The 20,393-nt window shown below is 38.2% G+C and carries 18 protein-coding genes and 1 pseudogene; 4 read left to right on the forward strand and 15 right to left on the reverse strand.

Going from position 1 to position 20,393, the window contains the following annotated elements:
- The first annotated feature begins 65 nt into the window (after positions 1–65).
- On the forward strand, positions 66–1,523 hold the full coding sequence (locus M3189_RS00105) for a CoA-acylating methylmalonate-semialdehyde dehydrogenase (RefSeq protein WP_251630672.1): 1,458 nt from the start codon (positions 66–68) through the stop codon (positions 1,521–1,523).
- A 119-nt stretch (positions 1,524–1,642) separates the two neighbouring features.
- Here the strand turns inward: M3189_RS00105 and M3189_RS00110 are convergent, their stop codons facing one another.
- The 11 genes from M3189_RS00110 to M3189_RS00160 all read right to left on the reverse strand — a co-directional run bounded on the left by M3189_RS00110 (position 1,643) and on the right by M3189_RS00160 (position 12,636).
- Positions 1,643–2,308, reverse strand: a complete 666-nt coding sequence (locus tag M3189_RS00110) for a YesL family protein (RefSeq protein WP_251630673.1) — start codon at positions 2,306–2,308, stop codon at positions 1,643–1,645.
- A 127-nt stretch (positions 2,309–2,435) separates the two neighbouring features.
- Positions 2,436–4,049, reverse strand: a complete 1,614-nt coding sequence (locus tag M3189_RS00115) for an extracellular solute-binding protein (RefSeq protein ID WP_251630674.1) — start codon at positions 4,047–4,049, stop codon at positions 2,436–2,438.
- Positions 4,050–4,128: 79 nt separating this feature from the next.
- The gene (locus M3189_RS00120; protein ID WP_251630676.1) at positions 4,129–4,989 is read right to left on the reverse strand and encodes a carbohydrate ABC transporter permease; all 861 of its coding nucleotides are present in this window, start codon (positions 4,987–4,989) and stop codon (positions 4,129–4,131) included.
- A 13-nt stretch (positions 4,990–5,002) separates the two neighbouring features.
- A complete protein-coding gene (locus M3189_RS00125; protein ID WP_251630678.1) occupies positions 5,003–5,971 on the reverse strand; it encodes an ABC transporter permease in 969 nt (322 codons plus the stop codon).
- Positions 5,972–6,224: 253 nt separating this feature from the next.
- On the reverse strand, positions 6,225–7,328 hold the full coding sequence (locus M3189_RS00130) for a Gfo/Idh/MocA family protein (protein ID WP_251630680.1): 1,104 nt from the start codon (positions 7,326–7,328) through the stop codon (positions 6,225–6,227).
- A 55-nt stretch (positions 7,329–7,383) separates the two neighbouring features.
- The gene (locus M3189_RS00135) at positions 7,384–8,523 is read right to left on the reverse strand and encodes a Gfo/Idh/MocA family protein (RefSeq protein WP_251630682.1); all 1,140 of its coding nucleotides are present in this window, start codon (positions 8,521–8,523) and stop codon (positions 7,384–7,386) included.
- 52 nt (positions 8,524–8,575) lie between these two features.
- Complete coding sequence (locus M3189_RS00140; protein ID WP_251630683.1) at positions 8,576–9,262, reverse strand: GntR family transcriptional regulator; 687 nt, start codon at positions 9,260–9,262, stop codon at positions 8,576–8,578.
- A 170-nt stretch (positions 9,263–9,432) separates the two neighbouring features.
- Positions 9,433–9,642 carry a hypothetical protein gene (locus M3189_RS00145; RefSeq protein ID WP_251630684.1) on the reverse strand — a complete coding sequence of 70 codons (210 nt, stop codon included), beginning with the start codon at positions 9,640–9,642 and terminating at the stop codon, positions 9,433–9,435.
- 335 nt (positions 9,643–9,977) lie between these two features.
- Positions 9,978–11,411, reverse strand: coding sequence for an alkaline phosphatase PhoX (locus tag M3189_RS00150; RefSeq protein ID WP_251630685.1), 1,434 nt, complete (start codon positions 11,409–11,411; stop codon positions 9,978–9,980).
- Positions 11,412–11,561: 150 nt separating this feature from the next.
- Positions 11,562–11,762: a hypothetical protein gene (locus tag M3189_RS00155; RefSeq protein WP_251630686.1), complete on the reverse strand. Its 201-nt coding sequence runs from the start codon at positions 11,760–11,762 to the stop codon at positions 11,562–11,564.
- Between the two features lie 193 nt (positions 11,763–11,955).
- Positions 11,956–12,636 carry a hypothetical protein gene (locus M3189_RS00160; protein ID WP_251630688.1) on the reverse strand — a complete coding sequence of 227 codons (681 nt, stop codon included), beginning with the start codon at positions 12,634–12,636 and terminating at the stop codon, positions 11,956–11,958.
- Between the two features lie 179 nt (positions 12,637–12,815).
- On the opposite strand from M3189_RS00160, the gene M3189_RS00165 reads away from it, so the two are divergent.
- From M3189_RS00165 to M3189_RS27265, 3 genes and pseudogenes are all read left to right on the forward strand, one after another.
- Positions 12,816–13,787: a bile acid:sodium symporter family protein gene (locus M3189_RS00165; protein WP_251630690.1), complete on the forward strand. Its 972-nt coding sequence runs from the start codon at positions 12,816–12,818 to the stop codon at positions 13,785–13,787.
- Between the two features lie 416 nt (positions 13,788–14,203).
- Positions 14,204–14,932 carry a metallophosphoesterase family protein gene (locus M3189_RS00170; RefSeq protein ID WP_251630692.1) on the forward strand — a complete coding sequence of 243 codons (729 nt, stop codon included), beginning with the start codon at positions 14,204–14,206 and terminating at the stop codon, positions 14,930–14,932.
- Positions 14,933–15,075: 143 nt separating this feature from the next.
- Positions 15,076–15,415, forward strand: a pseudogene (locus M3189_RS27265) (ATP-binding protein); the annotation flags it as partial.
- A 25-nt stretch (positions 15,416–15,440) separates the two neighbouring features.
- Here the strand turns inward: M3189_RS27265 and M3189_RS00180 are convergent.
- From M3189_RS00180 to M3189_RS00195, 4 genes are all read right to left on the reverse strand, one after another.
- Entirely contained in the window at positions 15,441–16,343 is a 903-nt protein-coding gene (locus tag M3189_RS00180; protein ID WP_251630694.1) for an AEC family transporter, read from the reverse strand.
- 276 nt (positions 16,344–16,619) lie between these two features.
- On the reverse strand, positions 16,620–18,083 hold the full coding sequence (gucD, locus tag M3189_RS00185) for an alpha-ketoglutaric semialdehyde dehydrogenase GucD (RefSeq protein WP_251630696.1): 1,464 nt from the start codon (positions 18,081–18,083) through the stop codon (positions 16,620–16,622).
- A gap of 12 nt (positions 18,084–18,095) precedes the next feature.
- The gene (locus M3189_RS00190) at positions 18,096–18,989 is read right to left on the reverse strand and encodes a fumarylacetoacetate hydrolase family protein (protein ID WP_251630698.1); all 894 of its coding nucleotides are present in this window, start codon (positions 18,987–18,989) and stop codon (positions 18,096–18,098) included.
- 251 nt (positions 18,990–19,240) lie between these two features.
- Positions 19,241–20,389 (reverse strand): UxaA family hydrolase, encoded by a 1,149-nt coding sequence (locus tag M3189_RS00195; protein ID WP_251631995.1) that lies wholly within the window; start codon positions 20,387–20,389, stop codon positions 19,241–19,243.
- Between the last annotated feature and the right edge of the window lie 4 nt (positions 20,390–20,393).

Consider the following 20,393-nt stretch of genomic DNA (forward strand, 5'->3'; position numbering starts at 1 on the left):
AAATGGTGATAATTTAATTCCTTAAAGGTTTGAATCTATTAATCGATTGAAAGGGGTAAAGACGTATGACAACTACAGCTGTTACAGTACTAAAAAATTTTATTAATGGTGAGTGGATCGAGTCCAACTCAGATAAATATGAAATCGTTCCAAATCCTGCTACTGGTGAAGAACTTGCACATGTTCCTCTATCTACACGTGAAGACCTTGATTTAGCAGTAAAAGCTGCAAAAGAAGCATTTAAAACCTGGAGTAAAACACCTGTACCAAAGCGGGCACGTATTCTTTTTAAATATCAGCAATTATTGATGGAGCATTGGGATGAACTTGCCACGTTAATCACAAAGGAAAACGGAAAAAGCTATAAAGAGGCTTACGGAGAGGTACAGCGTGGAATCGAATGCGTGGAATTCGCTTCAGGAGCCCCATCGCTGATGATGGGCAAACAGCTTCCTGACATTGCAACAAATATCGAATCAGGAATGTATCGCTATCCTGTTGGAATAGTCGGGGGCATAACTCCGTTTAACTTCCCGATGATGGTTCCATGCTGGATGTTCCCCCTTGCTATTGCCTGCGGAAACACTTTTATATTAAAGCCATCTGAAAGAACTCCGATTCTTGCCAACCGTTTGGCGGAGCTGTTTAAAGAAGCCGGGCTGCCGGATGGGGTTTTAAATATTGTTCATGGTGCACATGATATCGTTAATGGTTTATTGGACCATAAGGATGTACCGGCGATTTCTTTTGTTGGTTCTCAGCCTGTGGCAGAGTATATCTATAAATCAGCAGCTGCGAATGGCAAACGCGTTCAAGCTTTAGCTGGTGCCAAAAATCACTCCATCGTAATGCCGGATGCAGACCTAGAGTCATCCGTAAAAGAAATTATTAACGCTGCGTATGGTTCAGCAGGTGAACGATGTATGGCCTGTTCAATTGTAGTAGCGGTCGGAGATGTCGCTGAACCATTAGTCAAGCTTCTCAATGAGCATGCAGATGAAATGAAAATAGGTAATGGACTGGATGAAGATGTCTTCTTAGGACCTGTTATTCGTGAGGAAAACAAGGTTAGAACAGCGAATTATATTGATATTGGTCAAAAAGAGGGTGCAACATTAGTCCGTGACGGGCGAAAAGATGAAGCTTATCATGAAAATGGCTTTTTCATTGGACCAACTATTTTTGATAACGTGGATCCTTCAATGAGAATTTGGAAAGAGGAAATTTTTGCTCCTGTCCTTTCCATTGTAAGGGTCAACAGCCTTGAAGAAGCTGTAGAATTAGCCAACCAATCAGACTTTGGAAATGGCGCCTGCTTATTCACTGATAGCGGCAGTGCCGTTCGTTATTTTAGAGAAAATATCGAAGCGGGAATGCTAGGGGTAAATGTTGGTGTCCCTGCTCCCATGGCCTTCTTCCCCTTCTCCGGCTGGAAAAAATCCTTCTACGGCGATCTGCATGCCAATGGAACAGACGGAGTAGAATTCTACACAAGAAGAAAAATGCTAACCGTACGCTGGTAAGATCAAAAAACCGACATTCAAAACGAATGTCGGTTTTTTAGGATTAAGTAGACTGTAGGGCAAGAGTCTTTTATTAGTATAATAGGTTTGTTAAAAATGGTAATTTGGCAGGAATTGGATTAGGAATGAGTTTTTAAGAGGTTCTTTTTAGTCTTAATTCCAGTTTCAACTGCCAACTGTGTAAATTTAAATTCACTTAGCCAATAGGTTATGAAAATAGCTATACTTGAGAAAAAGAAAAGAAAGAAGAATGGAAACTTTACAGAAATTAAAAAAAGCCCATACAGACAAATCAGGTTGATTAACGTCAGGTGAAATTTATACAAGCCAAATTTCAAAGCATTTATAAGTAACTGCTTGCCTGTATAATAACCATTAACCATTAACGGAAACACATGTAACACAATAACAACATAGAAAGCGGTCATTAAACAGAAAAACATGTATAGGGCGATTTTTATGTTTGAGTCAATTTTTGTAATGATACGGAAATCACCATAAAGCAACATCCCTACAATGACAATAAAAATCCCAACAACCATGCTTTGTTTGAAATTTTCTTTCATTAATCGAATGTATGTTGTGACAATCGGAGGTTCTTTCTTTTTTACCCACTGTCTTGTTACTCCAAAAGCAGCTGCAGTAGCTGGAAATATTGTAATAATCGGTATACAACTAATCAAGAATAGAAGGTTTAGTAAGGTAAAGTGATAAATCCATGTACACACTCGATAAAACCAGCCGTCTATCTGTAACATAATGATACACACCGCCCTTCTTATCATAGGTTATTAATAGCACAGCATTTACTCCAGAACCAATATGTATTTGTGTTATTAATTTTTATAATACTAGTATAGTAGTTAGAAACCGCCTCATAAAGAGACAGTTTCTAACTTGGTAATCTATTATTTATTTCTTATTTTGATCATTGTAATTCTTTACATATTCATCATAAACTGCCTGTCCGCCTTGACCCATGTACTGGTCAACCAAAGTTTTGTACAGGCTGTCTACTTCAGTTGGCTTAGCAGAAATTAATTTTGCAAGCATCTGAGCAGAAAAGTCCTTAAGCGAGGTATTATATTTTGCGTCAGCAGAATTCGGTGTTGAAAAATAGTAAGGAGCATAGTAATCCACAGACCCAACCTTCAATGCATTCTGTACTTCTTCTTCAAAACCTGGATATCCCGCAGAAACAGCTGCAACGTTCTTTTCCTTATCGCCAAGCTCGATACCATTTGAAAGAATATCATAGTCGAGATTGTTTGCAACAGTCATCATCTTTTCGCCTTCATTTGTAGTTCCTGTCTGAACTGGAACACCATCAACCATGTTGTAATCTACGCCTTCCTCACCATTCTGTAAGAAGAGCGTTACCTCTGGGTCAGCCATCCAGTTAAGATATTGTATCGCAAGGTCAACATTTTTACTTGCTTTCGGTACAAGTATGAACATGCCATTAGGAGAATATCCTGCCTTAGGAGTCTTTCCAGCGTCATTTTTCCAAGGATCAATAGGGATCAGTTCTGCACCAGGGACGTTATTTCTAAGATTGGTAAGGGTACCAGGAGCAGTTCTGTACGGACCATCCCAGTTCGTGGTAAATGCTCCAACTTTTCCATTGGAAATATCTGCATCTAGCAGTTTTGCATCTTTGTCAGTTGCGAAAGCCGGGCTAATCAAGCCGTCATTATACATCTTATTCACATATTGAATCGCCTGTTTAAATCCTGGTAAATTCCAGTTTGCCTGGTAACCAGGACTTGTCTGCAGTGTAGCAAACTGCTTTTTAGTCAGATCAGATGGTTTAAATGCATCTGGTATGTTACCTAATCCTGGATATGCCGGTTGAAGTGAATATCCAAAAGGAATGACTCCGCTTACATTTCCGGGATTCTTTTCTTTGAATGCAACCATAGTGTCATAGAACTCTTCTGGTGTAGTAGGAACAGGAAGATCGAGTTTATCGAGCCAGTCTTTACGGATAAATGTATTCATACCTAGGAGTACAGTTCTCTTCCCTGGTATTGCAAACTGCTTATCGCTAAACTTCCCATACTTTAATAAATCATCTCCAAGATACTTTGTGAGATCAGATCCATGCTCCTTAAGTGCTGGACCAAGGTCTGCCAATCCACCTTGCTGTACATAATTATAAACAGTACCCTGGTTATAGGTGAAGACGATATCAGGTGCCTCACCTGCTGCCATCAATACATTTAACTTGTCTACTTCCTGGGTTCTAGGAACTGGAACAAACTCTACAGTTGCATTGTACTTCTTGCCGAAAGTATCGTTGATATACTTTGTCCAGTAGTTATTATTTAAATCAGGCTGACCAGGTTTGCCTCTATCAAAAACTTCAACCTTTAACGTTCGATGTTCTGTTGTCTTGTCTGTTGTTTTTTCTTTTGTACCACTTTGTTTGTCGCTTGATGCTGTACTCTGACAACCAACCAAAGAAGTAGCAAGTGCCAGTGCAGTGAAAGAAGCAAAGATAGATTTTAGTGCCTTTACCTTCATAGAAAGCCTCTCCTTTTGTATATATTAATTTTTATATAAATTCGCGAATCAGATTAAAATAATCTTTTTCACAAACCCATTAACCTTTCGTTGCACCAATGGTAATTCCGGATACAAAGTATTTCTGGAGCCATGGGTATACTAGAAGAATCGGAATTGTACCAAACATAATGCTTGCTGCTTTCAGTGCTTCTGAAGGAATATTTAAATTGATATTTTCTCCAGCCATTTGTTGTGAAATATTAATCACATTGTATAGTTTAAGTTGGATGGTATACAGATTTTCGTCCGTAATATAGAATAGAGCGTCCTGAAAATAATTCCATCTGAATACTGCGTATAGTAATGCGATGGTAGCAAGTGCCGGCTTGGAAAGAGGCAGCATGATTTTGAGCAGTATCTGCAGGTCATTGCATCCATCCAGGTATGCAGCTTCCTCGAGGCTTTCCGGCAAGTTCTCAAAGAATGATTTTAATATAATCATATTGAATACGCTCATCATACTCGGTAGAATCAGTGCAAATGGAGTGTTCAAAAGATTTAAGTCCTTTATAAGCATATAATCCGGGATTAAACCACCACTAAAATACATGGTAAACACCATTACTAACATTATTACTTTTCTGCCCTTGAGCCTTTTTCTACTCATTGCGTACGCTGCCAAAACGGTGACCGACAATGCAAGGAGCGCATATACAAGGACCAGAATCACAGTGAAAAACATTGAGTACAACATACCGCCATCAGCGAATACAACTTTGTAGGCTTCAATATTAAAGTCTATAGGGTATATGGTAACCAACTGGGAAATAATCGCCCTATTGGAACTAAGTGATGCCGAAAGAACATAAAGAAATGGAACCAGGCATATAATTACCGCTATTAAAACAATAAATGCTGCTGAATAGTCAAAAGCTTTATTTCTTAACTTTTGTGACATTGTAAGTACCCCCTTACCATATTCCTTTCCCGCCTAATTTCTTAGTAATAAAATTGGAAGTTACCAGAAATATTAAGCAAATAACAGATTGGAACAGACCCACAGCTGCACCAACTGAAAAATTTGCGGATTGAATACCTACACGATAAACATAGGTACTGATAACGTCACCATAGTCCATAACAAGGTTGTTTTGCAAAGTGAATGGACGATCAAAATTAATTGCCATAATATGTCCGAGTTGCAAGATCAGAAGTATTGCAATGGTCGGTCTTATACCAGGCAGTGTAATATGCCAAATTTTCCTTAGCCTTCCTGCGCCATCCACGTCAGCAGCCTCATAAAGCTCTTTGTCAATTCCCGTCATAGCAGCAAGATACAAAATTGTACCCCACCCTGCACTCTGCCATACTCCTACTAAAGAATAAGTTCCAACCCAAGCCAATTTGTCCGTTAGAAACGGGAATGCATCTCCACCCATACGGGTAATAAATGAGTTTAACATTCCTGTTGGCGCAAGCAGCTGAGTAACAATTCCGCCGATAATAACCCAGGAAAGGAAATGCGGCATATACAGTATTGTCTGACTGATCTTCTTAAACTTTTTAAATGCAAGTTCATTTATTAGGATAGCTAAAATGATTGGTGCCGGAAATCCCACAATTAAATCCAAGCCGTTAAGCACCAATGTGTTTCTAACTACCTGAAAGAATTGCGGATTTGCAAATATTTCCTTGAATGTTGCAAAATTATTCCATGTACTCTCACTCAAACCCGTAAACATGTTGTAATCCTTAAAGGCTATTTGTATGCCGTACATGGAGCCATATTTAAATGTCAATATATAGGCCACAGGGATGACCAACATAAGGTAGATGATAAAATCACGCTTTAGATAATAAAGGAATCCCTTTTTCTTTATCAGTGACGGTTCAATGCTAGTCTTTTTATTTAAAGCAAGATCACTATCTATTACTTTCATAAACTACGACCTCCGTTCTACTAATTAGAATCGTATCCTTTGACGCTCATGCAGAGGTATGGATTTAAGATAAAATTAACATTATAGAATTGCAAATACTGAATATCTTTGTAATTTTCAAAAATCATAGAGCGGAGTCTTGCGTTTTCAGGGCGAAAGCGAGTTGACTGACAGAGGTGAGATAGCCCAAGGAATTGATTGCCATGTAGAATCGCCCTGCTAATTTTCACTTTTATTTCTCAAGTTAAAAGTTTTATGAGTTAAGTGTCACTTTTTGATCTGCTGTTTCAATAAATTCTGCCTTTTCTTGGGCTACTATGCATAACTCTGCTGCCTTAAATGCATGAGCTTGCGTCATGGCATTTTCTGTTCCATTTAAACAATCAAGAATAAATTCTCCAAAGAACGGGAATCCAACCTTTCCGGACACCTGTATATGCTTTTCACCTTCATGGTTTACTAGATATACGTGATTCGAGGTGCTTTCTCTGCCGATATCAATATATTTCCGAACCTCTATATATCCTTCTGTTCCTAAAATTACTACTCGTCCATCTCCCCATGTCCCGAGACCATCAGGTGTCAGCCAGTCTACGCGGAAATAAAAGGTAGCCCCATTATCTGCTACAAGAGTGGCATCACCAAAGTCTTGGAAGGATGGGTAGTCTTTGAACTTGTAGTTTGCCACCTTACTATGAAGGACTTTGGCGTCTTTAGCACCTGTATAATACAAGAATTGCTCAATTTGATGGCTTCCAATATCACATAAAATCCCACCGTAAGATTCTGGATCAAAAAACCAGTCTGGACGGCTGTTCGCATTCGCACGATGAGGACCTGTTCCGATTACTTGGACCACTCTGCCTATAGCCCCTTCTTCTATAAGCTGCCCTGCAAACACAGCACTTTCGACATGGAGACGTTCACTATAGTAAATTCCCCATTTTAGTCCCGTCTCAGCTGTTTTTTGCTGCGCTTTTCTTATTTGTTCTATTTTGGTAAATGCAGGTTTGTCGGCAAAATAGTGTTTCCCATGGTCCAGTACTTTCAAGCCTAGAGGTCCTCGATCCGAAGGAATACAAGCACTCGCTACCAATTTAATTTCAGGATTCTCCAGGATTTCTTCGCCTGATGATACTGCCTTTACACCAGGATATTTTTCACAAAAGGCTTTTACCTTCTGAGGATCTGAATCATACACATGGGTTAATTCGCCACCCGCTTCAATTAATCCATTACACATTCCATAAATATGACCATGATCCAAGCCAATAACTGCGAAAGGAAATTCTCCCTCTTTCACTACTTTAGAAACATGACCTTTTGGTGCGTAATTCATTCCATCCATTTTATCCATTGGTTCTCCTCCTCATCTCTTCAAAGGGAAATCCCTTTTTCAACTCAAAACAATTTTATAAAGTAATAGAGCTAGTGCCGAAGTTTTCAATGGCCTTTGTTTTTTCATAGAACTTAACTGATTGTTTTAACAACCCCTCTCTAGTATAAAAAGGACTGTCCTGATTTAATGGAAGTTTCACAGTTTTTCCGAAGCTTGCCGACTCATAAATCGCTGTAATTAATTCAAGTGTTTTTCTTCCTTGATACCCATCAATCAAAACTTCTGAATCATTTTCGATTGCTGTTAACACATTGTGAATCTGACCAGGATGTCCTTCATATGGAATATCCGGAAGTGCATCATAGGCACGTTGAATTTCTTCTTCTAATTGATTATCGTCCTCTGGGAACCCATTTTCTTTTGATTTAGAAGCTTTTAATTTCCAAGGTGAAGAAATCCGTGCATTTTTCCCTTGGAAAATTAATTGCTGCTCTTGACCATGATGGACGACAGAACTTGTAATTTGTGCCAAACATCCACTATTGTAACGTCCAATGGCAATCGAGATGTCCTCCACTTCCGCATTATCATGTGAGGTATTACTCATCACAGCGGTTATTTCAGATGGCATTCCATTCATCCATTGGAATATATCAATATGATGAACAGCATGATTCAACGTAGGTCCGCCACCTTCCTTTTCCCAAGTTCCGCGCCACCATAAATCATAATAGCAGTGACCTCTCCACCAGTAGGAATCAACCTGAACATGGACAATTGGCCCAATCATATCTTGTTCCAGTATGTGTTTTAACTTCATCATCGGGTTAAGGAAACGGTTCTGAGCAACAACCGATAAGATTTTTCCGCTTCTTTGGGCCGCCGCATTCATGGCATCACATTCTTCTAATGAAGACGCCATTGGTTTCTCAACCAAAACATGTTTACCAGCATCTAAGAAATCAATCGCTATTTGAGCATGAGTGTAAGGGGGTGTACATACTGAAACTAAATCAATATCCCCTCGGTTCAACAGCTCCTTGTAATCTTTCACCGTAACTGCTTCGAGATTATACTCGTTAACAACTTTATCTGCCTTTTCCAGATAGATATCTGATATGGCTACAATTCTACATTTATCTGGAAATTCCAAATATCCTTTAATATGCGCGGGTGAAATAGCTCCTGCACCAATAATTGCAACATTAATCAATTTTCTGCCTCCTCAAAGATATATTTTGCAAAGGTCGAAGAAGTTTAACGACTCATTTAAAATAGTTTGGATACTTTTCTTTTAATACAGCTTTTTCAAATACCACTACTTGTAAATGCTCTGTTATTACCTTTTCTACTAAATCTACGTCCCTGCTTTTAATAAGGTTGAAAATCTGTTCATGCTGATTAATGATAAAATCCCACTTCATCCCTAAGGATGTACGTAAAGCTCTTACTCTATTAAAGTGAGTGTTCATCTGCTGCAAAATTGCCCATGTTCTACTTTTCTTACAACCGTCAAAAAGAATTTGATGAAACTGGTCGTCTAATTCATATAGCCTGGTAAAATTTTTCTTTTCATCGAATAGTTTCTGCATGGTAATATTGGTTTCTAATTGGATAAAATAATCCTCTGGAAACTGTTCACAAGCAAGCCGAACAATTCCTCTTTCAATATTTTCCCTCATAAACCTTGCTTCTTCTACCTGATCTAAATTAATCCTTGAAACAAACGTTCCTCTTTGAGGATATATTTCCAAAAGTTCTTCTTGCTCTAGTTTTAGAAAAGCTTCCCTTATCGGTGTTCTGCTGACTTGTAATGTTTCACCTATATCCTTTTCAGAAATCTTTCTTCCAGGTTCGAGTTCTAATTTTAAGATTTGGGTCTTAATAGCAGTATAAACATGTTCCCTGATAGACCTTTTATTATTTATATTTGTTTCCGCTAATAGTTTCATGCTTCACCTCTAATAGACTATCCATTCATATCAGTAATGCCTATACCGAAATCATCCTTTTAGTCCATGAGTAGCAATTCCCTCTACATAACGCTGGAAAATCAAAAGATAATGAATACTGGGCAACCGACAAAATTGTCATTGCAATCAAATTACCATACATGATTCATCTACGGTGGATGAGTTTTTCCATCAAATAAATCAAGAACGGTGTTGTACCAAGAAAGCTTTGTAACATTAGTGGTATGAATGTATTTACTAAATTTATTTTTTGAAAAATAATGTACTGCGCCAATCATGACAACCTGTGCCGGAAGCCAGTTATGTACTTCACCAATAACCCATCTACTAGCTAGTATTGCGCCCCTTCTCACCCCCAAATAGTTGATACCGCTTACAAACACTTGGTAAAAAATACTTATGTAAAGTATTTAAATCACACTAGTATAACTAATATACTAGTACACCTAGGATTATATAATTTTTATTCACCTATTTCAACAAAATAATTAGAATATTTTATTTTTACTGATAATTCTACAAAAATAGTAATTATATTCTAAAATTCGACATTTTTTATTCAACTAGTTGCAAAAAATGCAAAAATAAGCTGCCCAACAATTTGAGCAGCTAGTTAAATAACCTATATAATTTATAAAAACATCAATGTGATCAAAACGAAATCAAAAAGTTACGTTTATTTGATTTCCCTAAATTAGATTAATTGCACACCATGGCGCTCAAATGCTGCCGCTTCTAAAATGGACATACCTTGTTCCTCGGCAGCCTTAGCCACTTTATCTGAAACTTGTGGTGCTAGGTTCGCAGGAGCAGCATAGGACATTTCCCTTGCACGTGCAGAGTTTCTGCGTTGGAATGGTCCCCAAATGGCAAAGGTTTTGCCTGGGCTTTGAATATTAACAAACAGTGTGTTTCCATCAGGTGAGAAGGTAGGGCCAGCCAATTCAGAATCACTTAGTCGGTTAGCGGCAAAAGGATAGACTTTGCCTTCAGGGGTAATTCCCATCAATCGATCTTGGCCAGAACCATCTTCTGCATACCAAAGGTCACCCCATGGAGTCATGCAGATATTATCTGGATATTCCATTTCTCGTGCATCATTGCCCTCATAGAAAAGCTCCAATGTATTAGTGTGAGGAATATAACGGTATACGCGTCCAAGTTTTTTATCACCGGCAGAGGTGTCGTCGAACCAGAAAACACCCTCTTGGAAGAACGCTCCTTCTAGTCTACTAAATTCAATGCAGCCTTGTGCCTTAGCATCTTCGCGGCACAAATGAGGATCTAGTTCCTTCCAAACAATCTTATATGTTTGTCCTGTTTTAAATGTACTTGCTGATGGATCCGTGACCGCTTCAATCGCCGCCGCATAAAGCTTACCGCCTTTTTGTAGTGCGCCTGGTTTTTGGCTTAAGTCATTTGGAATAAAACGGTAAAGGTAACTTGGGCTTGCATCCTCCGTTAAATATACATATCCTGTCGCTGGGTCAATCGCACAGGCTTCGTGGGAAAAGCGGCCCATTTCCTTGATTGGAGTTCTGGACATTTCGTTCTCCGGCTGGGTCGGATCTACTTCAAATACATATCCGTGTGTTGCGGAACGTGTTTCTTCACAAGTCAGCCAAGTACCCCAAGGTGTTGCTCCGCCAGCACAATTTCGAATCGTACCAGAAGAGGTAACATATTCATCCATAACTTCTCGGTTTGCTCCTACAACTAAAGCCGTTGTACCACCTTTGGCTGCCGCATCATAAGGATTGCTACCAAAAGCTGCGCCTGCCCCTAATTCATGGTTACGTACAAGAATGGTCGTATTTTTAGGTCCCTCGAAAGCTGCCATCCCATCAAAGGCTCCCGGAATTTTTGCCCCGTTTGACATCAGCTCTCCCTCTTTGGAGATAATTTTGTAATGAAACCCTTGTGGAAGATCGAGAATTCCATTTGGATCCGGAACCAAAGGACCATATCCGCCAAAACCGCTGGCAGGATTATTCGTACTATCCGCAAATGCTTTCGAACCGAGTGCTAACACACCAGTTGATCCAAGAGTAAGAGCAAGTGTACCCATTCCTCCTGCTTTTAAAAAGTCTCTTCTGTTTAAGCCATTTTTAGAAGTTTCATTATTCATTCACTATCTCTCCTCAATTATGTATATTTTGAATCTAGTAATAGATTAATTGAGAAATTTTAAGAAAAGATAGGATTTATGTAAATATTCAGTAAACAATTGATGAAGAATTGTAAAAAATACATTTTGGTATTTATCAACTCAGAGTGCTTATTCTTTTTCTGTTATGTACCATCCATCAGGCTTTTTCTCTATATGGAATACATCTTCATCGAATTTTTTTCGGAGCATTCTATATTCTTCATTTTCTATTTTAATTTTGGCTACTATGACTTTTTTTAACGTTATTTCAGGTTTCTTGACTTCGATTACCAAATCATTAATCATAAAAAACGTTCGTTGATATCTCATACTCCACTTCCTCTCCTGTTTCACTACAAATACAAATAAACGTTTCTTTAATTCTATTATATTTTCATTCTTATTATTATCTAATTATAAAAAATACACGTTCATACTAACTTGACATACAGGGGCAGTCACTAAAAAACCGCACAAGTGAAATCCACTGTGCGTTTTTTTAGATCGCGTCTAGAAAGAACACTTACTCTTCCCTACCAAATCGAAGGTTCAAAATAAACCCATATATAATCATGAAAATCATAATCCCTATCGATTGAAGGGTTCCTACCATTGTTTTAATCGCGAAACTTCCACTTAGTTTATCCTTATAAATAATAATATAATGACCATCTGCAGAGTTTGCTATGACTAGCAGAATCCAGCTAAGGACTATTAGCAGAGTACCCAGTCCAAACAAAATAGGACGCAATTTACTTTTATCCAAATAGATTAAGAGATTAGCTATTAGGAAGCCGAGGACTGCTGCAGCAACATAAACCCACCATAAAGATTCAGCACCAACTTTAACTAACAAAACCATATACTGAATTGTAAAGCCCAAACTTAATAAAAAAATGGGAACACTATAAAAACAGGATATAATAAATTCGCTTTTGTCCATTACCATTAATATGAGAAAAACAATGGTACTCGGAATTCCAATGACCCAGAGTATAAATGCCAATTCAAATACTGGGTTCGCATAGCTCTCCTTTAAGGGAAGCTCCACGACCCCATGAAAAGTTTCCCCATCTAAATGCCCCACCATCATATACCAGCCTAAAATCAGTACGACGAAAAAACAGCCAAATAGCATTAGTACCGCACCGAACGTACCCGTTTCCTTCTTCCTTGATTTACGTTTTTGTTTCTTTTTACTCAATCTTCACACCAACTTTTTCAGACTACCTATAAACATTAACAAAAAAACAAGAGCAAAATAAGGGAATTCCCTACTAATTTTTTAATTTTTGATAATTTAATATTCTTACTATTGTTTTTATTCAAAAAGTATTCTATAATACTTTTCATTACAAAAATTCAAAGTCAGAGGTGAAAAAAATGAAAGTTTTAGAGAAAGTAAGCCAATTCGCCGGTAGTACCTTTGCCGTATGGGTGCTATTATTTGCAGCCCTTTCGTTTTTTTGGCCATCCGCATTTACGTGGATAGCACCACATATTTCCCTCCTTTTAGGGATTATTATGTTTGGAATGGGACTAACATTGTCTGCAGGAGATTTTAAAGAAGTTTTTAGACGTCCAAAGGATGTGGCGATTGGAGTTGTTGGTCAATTTTTAATCATGCCTGTTCTTGCTTTTTTACTTGCAAAAGGATTACAATTACCTCCTGAAATTGCTGTAGGAGTCATTTTAGTAGGTTGCTGTCCGGGGGGGACTTCATCAAATGTTATGACTTTCTTGGCGAAAGGTGATGTTCCTCTAAGTGTAACCATTACCTCAGTGACAACACTACTAGCACCTGTGGTAACACCAGCACTTATTTTATTACTTGCAAGCGAATGGATTCCTGTAGATCCAGGTAGCCTATTTGTTTCTATTGTTAAAATTGTGATAGTACCTATTGTCCTAGGGCTAATCATTAAGAAATTATTTAATCGTCAAGCACAGGCAAGTGTAAAGGTCCTTCCGCTTGTATCCATTATCGGAATTGTTGCGATTGTAACCGCAGTAGTATCTGTTAACCAACAAAATATTGCTAAAACAGGGTTAATCATTTTTGCTGTTGTTGTCCTACATAATGTCCTTGGCTATTTATTAGGCTATTCCTTTGGAAAGTTATTTAAGATGGATTTATCGAAGAAAAAGGCAGTTGCAATTGAAGTTGGAATGCAAAATTCTGGCTTAGGTGCTGCCATTGCTTCCGCACATTTCTCACCATTATCTGCTGTACCAAGTGCTATTTTCAGTGTTTGGCATAATATATCTGGCCCAATATTAGCGACCCTATTTAATCGGATGGATAACAATAAATCGCTCGATGTGGATTCGAAAAATTCACACGTAACAAACTAGATAACCACACCTTCATTGTTGGATGTGACCATGGGGACGGTTCTGTCGGTCTTTAGTTTGCTCTAAGGAAAAGAAAATTGGCATGAGAACCTTCCCCTCTTTTCTCAAAGAAATGTAATACACGATGCACTTACTTAACGTTTCGAAAAAAGCAAAAAAGCTGACCAGGTGAACGAATGTCAACCTGCTTAGCTTTTTTGCTTTTTTCACATTTAATACTATTAATTTTAGATTTCTTTCGTTAAGGTACGCTTCTGGAACGGTCTATGGAATTCTATCCAATACCAAGAAGTGTTTTAGACTTTCAAAATAAGTTTTGCTAGAATTGTAACATGTAACATGGTTTATACACACACTAAGCAATTCTATCATTAGAAATAATAATAGTCTCCTTGACAGTAGGATGGGTTAATGGAATGAAAAGAAAATTTGCAATAAGCGATATACATGGACAATATAAACCAATGGTTACTTTACTTGATGCTGTAAAATTTAATCCTAAAGTAGATCAGTTGGTATTGATTGGGGATTTGATCGACCGGGGCCCTGACTCCGTAGAAGTAATCAAGTTTGTAAAGAAATTACAGGAACAGAATCCTGAAAATATCTTTGTTGTCTTAGGAAATCACGAGATTATGATGAGACAGTATATTTTCGGCGGGAAAAGTCATACATGGCTCCTATACGGAGGACTCAAAGTTATTGAAGAAATGAAAACTCATTTTAATGGAATAACGGAACGCAATGAGCATCTTGTCTGGCTTGCAAATCTCCCTCTCATCCATAGCGACGAAGAATTCTTTTATGTTCATGCGGGTATTGACTTGTCTCGAGATATAACCAAACAGCATGAGGATTGTACGTTTATGGATATAGCTGATATGTACACCGTCAATAAGGATGCCTTAAAAATAGCAATTGGGAATCGCCTGATGATCCACGGCCATACCACTTATTCATGTGTCTATCGTGCTGGCAATTTTATATCATGTGACACAGGAGCTTCAGTCCTGCCTGAAGGTAAACTTTCTCTCATCAATCTCACAAATCAAACATACTACTGTAACAATACCTATTCTACCGAGGTTCTAACTTTTCCAATTCATGAAATGAATATAAGGGAGAGACTTAACGTAAGAGAATAGATAGAAATATTCTTCAGAAGCCTTAGTTATTTCTTCAAAATAAAAAGACCATGTTTAATATTTGGTCTTTACAAGATTCATTTATTTGACTAGATTGGCGGGACTGCGTTGGAATCTAACCCACCAGTCCGGCAGCACATAAGGGAAAAACACACATGGTGGTTGGGGTTAGGATTAAAAGCCATTAAACGAGGTTACAGGGTCTCCTTTATAACAATGGGAGACATGGTCCAAACCTTGAAAACCATGGACATAACGAGGAAATCCAAAACTAGGATTAAGAGAATTAAAGAATCGCAATTAGTCATTATTGATGATTTGATGTACGCCGCGATGGATTGTAGGGAACCAATTTATTTTTCCAATTGATTAAGGAATTGTACAACAATTCATCGATTATATTAACTTCCAACAAGTTCCCCAAAAGAATGGACCAAGCTCTTAGATGACGTAGGTGTTGCGAAGGCTATCTTGGATCGTTTATACATTATGTTTCCCCTATGATATCCTATCCTAAAAAATATAGTATTATTGGAATTGATACTAAACTAATTAATGTTGTAACTAATGTTGTATACGCAACTAAATTTGGTTTCGTCTTAAATTGTACTGCTAAAAGTGTCGTATTGGCTGCAATTGGCATCGCAGCTAATAGTATAAAAACATTTTTAACCATATGATTTACAGGCATAAAGCTGACCAATAATGCAATTACAATAGGTGAGACTATCATTCGAATCATTGTTGTGGAGGTTACATATTTCATTTCAAATTGCTGTGATTTTATTTCTGCTAATTGCATCCCCAGTAGCAAGGTCATTGTCGGAATGGCAGCTGATCCGATTAAACGTATACCCTCAATAATCGATGTTGGTATTGTTAAATGCGTAATTTGAAACAATACTCCAAGTATTACCCCATAAAGGATGGGCATTTTCAATACGTTTAGAAGAGCTTCCTTAACTGTAGTCGATTTTTCACTGCCAAAGGATGCGATAAAAATCCCTATTGTATTAATCAATAATGTCTGTATAACCATCGTAATTATGGCATAATCAAATGCATTTGCCCCGAAAGCAAACAGAATTACCGGAGCCCCAAAATTCCCCATATTAGGAAAAGCAGTTCCTAGGAGCATAGCAGACAAACTAGCTCTATCGGCCTTTAAGATTTTGCCTACAATAATTGTAATAAGTATTAAAACGATAATAAGTACAATATTAAACAAAACCATATAAACATAATCTTTATTAAATTTATTCGTATAAAAGGTATTGAAAGTTAAAAAAGGCATCATAAGATATATGGCCATCGTTGAAATAGATTTTATGTCTAACTTTAGTAACTTTTGTCCTATAAAACCTGTTCCAAAGATAAGAAATACAGGTAATACGATTAAAATAAACTGCACAACTAAAAGCTCCTTCCCAAGAACAAATCCTACATAAAAAAAAATCCCTTACCATCGGGTTGCAAGAAGCGGTACGGTGGTAAATTGAAATATCCGGTTCGCCAATCGTTATTTATGATTTCATTGAAATACTTCTGAATGAGCTAAATGTAATAGGATTGACATAAGAAGTAGTAGCTCAAGCTATTTTTGGAATTTCTTTTTCCATGTTCGCACAAATCAGATAAAAAACAATTGGTTGATGCGGGGAGGGAAGAACCCTCCCCCTTGTCTCCCTTAGCCTTTAATAAAAACTGTTTTGGTTGTTGTAAAAAATTCTTTGGCTGCTTCCCCTTGTTCACGGGAATGCGAGCTGGATGCTTTCATTCCACCGAATGGAGCTTGCAATTCTACACCGGCCGTTTCATAGTTAACACGAACAAGACCTGCATCAATATCATCAATAAAAGTAAGGATTTTGCCGATATCTTTTGTAAAAATAGAAGCACTCAAACCAAATTCAGTATCATTCGCCACCTCAATACCTTCTTCAATTGTTTCTACTTTCATCAGAGCCAGGACAGGACCAAAAATTTCCTCTTTGGCAATCGTCATGCTTGACGTTACATTGTCAAAAACCGTTGGAAGTACATAGAACCCTTGTTGAAACTCAGGTGAATTCGGAGTTTCACCGCCAACTAAAAGGTCTGCACCTTCTTCGATTCCTTTTTGAATGTAATATCTTACTGTCTTGTACTGTTCTTCAGAAGCACAAGGTCCCATCCAAGACTCTGCGTCCAAACCGTTCCCGACTTTAATCTTTTTCACTTCTGCAACTAATTTATCTTTGAATTGATTATAAACACCGCTTTGAACAATAACACGGCTGCTACAGGTACATTTTTGACCAGTAGATTTAAGTCCCCCGCTTAGAACGGCAGCTACAGCCTGATCCAGATCAGCATCATTTGCTATAATAATCGGATTCTTCCCGCCCATTTCCAGCTGATATTTTGCTCCACGGGCAGAAGCTGTTTGTCCAATTTTTTTACCAACTGAGTTTGAACCTGTAAATGTTACTGCTGCAACATCCGGATGTTCAGCAAGTCCTTGTCCAATAACCGAACCTTTGCCTGTTATTAAATTAATAACACCATTTGGGAAACCTGCCTGTTCAAAGCACTCAAATACTTTAGCAGCCGTTACAGCAGCTTCCGTTGCTGGTTTCAGAACCACTGTGTTTCCATAAACTAGAGCCGGGGCTGCTTTCCAAATAGGGATTGCAACAGGGAAATTCCATGGTGTGATTGCACCAACGACACCCAATGGTATATGTTTGCTAAACTGAAGTGCTCCACTATCTGATGCAGGAATAATATCCCCCATTTTTCTTGCACCTTCACCAGCATAATAGCGTAAAATAGCGACACCGCGGGCCGTTTCTCCTTTTGCTTCAACCAAAGTTTTTCCCATTTCCCTTGTCATGGTTTCCGCTACTTCATCCAGATTTTTTTCTAGTAAATCTGCAGCTTTATATAAGAGATTTCCTCTCTCAATTCCAGATAACTTTTTCCACGTTTTTTGTGCTTGCTTCGCAGCTAGAACCGCTGCATCTAGGTCTTCTCTAGTTGAGCTTTGAACATAACCAACCACTTCCCGGTTGGCTGGATTAATACTTGCCAATGTATCATTGGAGGAACCAACCTGCCATTGACCATTGATATAGTTTAAAAATGTTTTAGTTTGAGATAAAGTTGCCATGTTCATAACCTCCTAGTTTGTAATTTTTTCACTTTTATTTACTTGAACAGGGTTCCTTAAAACACCAATTCCACTAATCTCAATCTCAATGACATCTCCATCTGCGAGAGTAAAGTCCTCGCTAGGGACAATGCATGTGCCTGTTAACAATACTGTTCCATCAAACACCACATTATCACGGCATAAAAAAGAAACTAATTCATCATATTTCCTTTTTAACTGTGATGTGTTTGCACTATCTTCAAAAACCTTGTTACTGTTGCGATAAATTCGACATGTAATCAGTAGATCATAAGGATCCTCGACCGTCTCTGCTAAACGAATACTAGGGCCAATAGAACATGAGTTTTTCCAAACTTTTGCCTGTGGCAGATATAATGGATTTTCACCCTCGATATCTCGACTGCTCATGTCATTTCCTATCGTATATCCAACAATTTTACCCTTACTGCTCAAAACCAGACCAAGTTCAGGTTCCGGAATCTGCCAGTTGGAATCAGTCCGTATATAAACAGGCGTATCTGGCCCTATCGTTCTACGTAAAGTTGATTTCAAAAATATTTCTGGCCTTTCAGCTTCATAAACTTTGTCATATATGGATTGATTCGTTGTCGATTTTGATTCCAAGTTTCTTGCTTCTCGACTTTTTAAATAAGTAACTCCAGAAGCCCACACTTCATCAGGGCGGATCGGTAACGTCAATTGAAGTTCTTCCAGTTTTTCTTCAATTGGAAGTGAATTTTGAATAACCTCTTGCACCAAAGATAAACATCCCTGATTTTTAGTTTCTGCTTCCTCCATAAGATGTATGAAACTATAATAAGGTAAAATATAAATTTGATCGCTGTTCGTTAGTGCAGCTAGTTGGTCTGCTTTTTGTTCGGATTTATAACATATTATTCTCATAAAAAATGTCACCCTTCGATTTAAAATATAAAACTATTCTTAAATCAATTTAGGTTACCACAACCAATCACATAAAAAGGTGATGCCCTATTCCGTGGTACTCTTTATCTCGCAGGGGAGGGGTCTAGGGTAAATGTGCAAGATTCAAGTTATTTTACTTTTTTACTGAAACTCTAGGAGAAAAGGGACCAATTTATTTTAAATTGGCTAGAATTATCACTCTTATTTAATCGAATGCTATTATCCGAGAGTTAGAAGGTAGGTCCAATTCTCCAAATGCCAAAATCGTTTTGCTTTAATATTTCTGCTTTTGTCAGTTTCCCTGAACAAACAGAAATGATTTCCTCAAGAATTCTGTCTCCAACAGAATCAATTGTTTCTATTCCTTCAATGATTGTACCTGCATTTAGATCAATATTATCATTCATTTTTTCATAAAGATGGCTGTTTGTACTGATCTTAATAACTGGGGCAATAGGTGAACCTGTGGGTGTTCCACGGCCAGTTGTAAATAATACGATTTGTGCACCGCCAGCTGTCATCCCTGTCAGCTGTTCAATATCCTGCCCTGGTGTATCCATCCAGACAAGACCTTTTTTAGTAGGCTTTTCTGCATAAGCTATTATTTCTTGAAGAGGGCTGGTTCCTGCTTTATTGGCTGCACCTAAAGATTTCTCCTCAAGGGTGCTTAGTCCGCCCTTTTTATTTCCTGGACTTGGGTTACCGGTACGGATATCTACTCCCATGCTAAAGGCACGTTTTTCCATATTGTTAATAATCTCATAAACTGTCTTTGAAACCTGTGGACTCACCGCACGTTGTGCCAATAAATGTTCTGCTCCGATTAACTCTGTAGTTTCAGCTAAAATAGCTGTTCCACCATGTTCGACAATTAAGTCACTGACTCTCCCAACAGCAGGATTTGCAGAAAGACCGGAGCAGGCATCAGATCCACCGCATTCTGTTCCTACAATAAGTTCACTGAGTTCACAAGGCTCACGTCTTTGTTCCGAAGCTTTTTGAACCATTCTGGCAGCAAGCTTCGCTCCCTTACATATAGCATCCAACGTACCACCCTCATCTTGAATGGAAACTAATTCAACAGGCTTCCCCGATTTAGCTAACTCACTAGCGACACTTTTTGCCTGATGGGTTTCACAGCCAAGTCCTAAAACAATAACGCCATAGATATTTGGATTTGCTCCAATTCCATAATATGTCCGAAAGGTTTGTTCATAGTCATCACCTACCTGGGCACAACCATGCTGATGAACAAATGAAACGGTGCCATGCACTAATTTCGTGATTTGCATGGCTGCTTGGGTCGCACAAGTAATGGTTGGTAGAATCAATACATGGTTACGAATTCCAACACTTCCATCGGGTCTCTTGTATCCCATAAAT

Source organism: Neobacillus niacini (assembly GCF_023715415.1).
GTDB lineage: Bacteria > Bacillota > Bacilli > Bacillales > Cytobacillaceae > Neobacillus > Neobacillus niacini_C.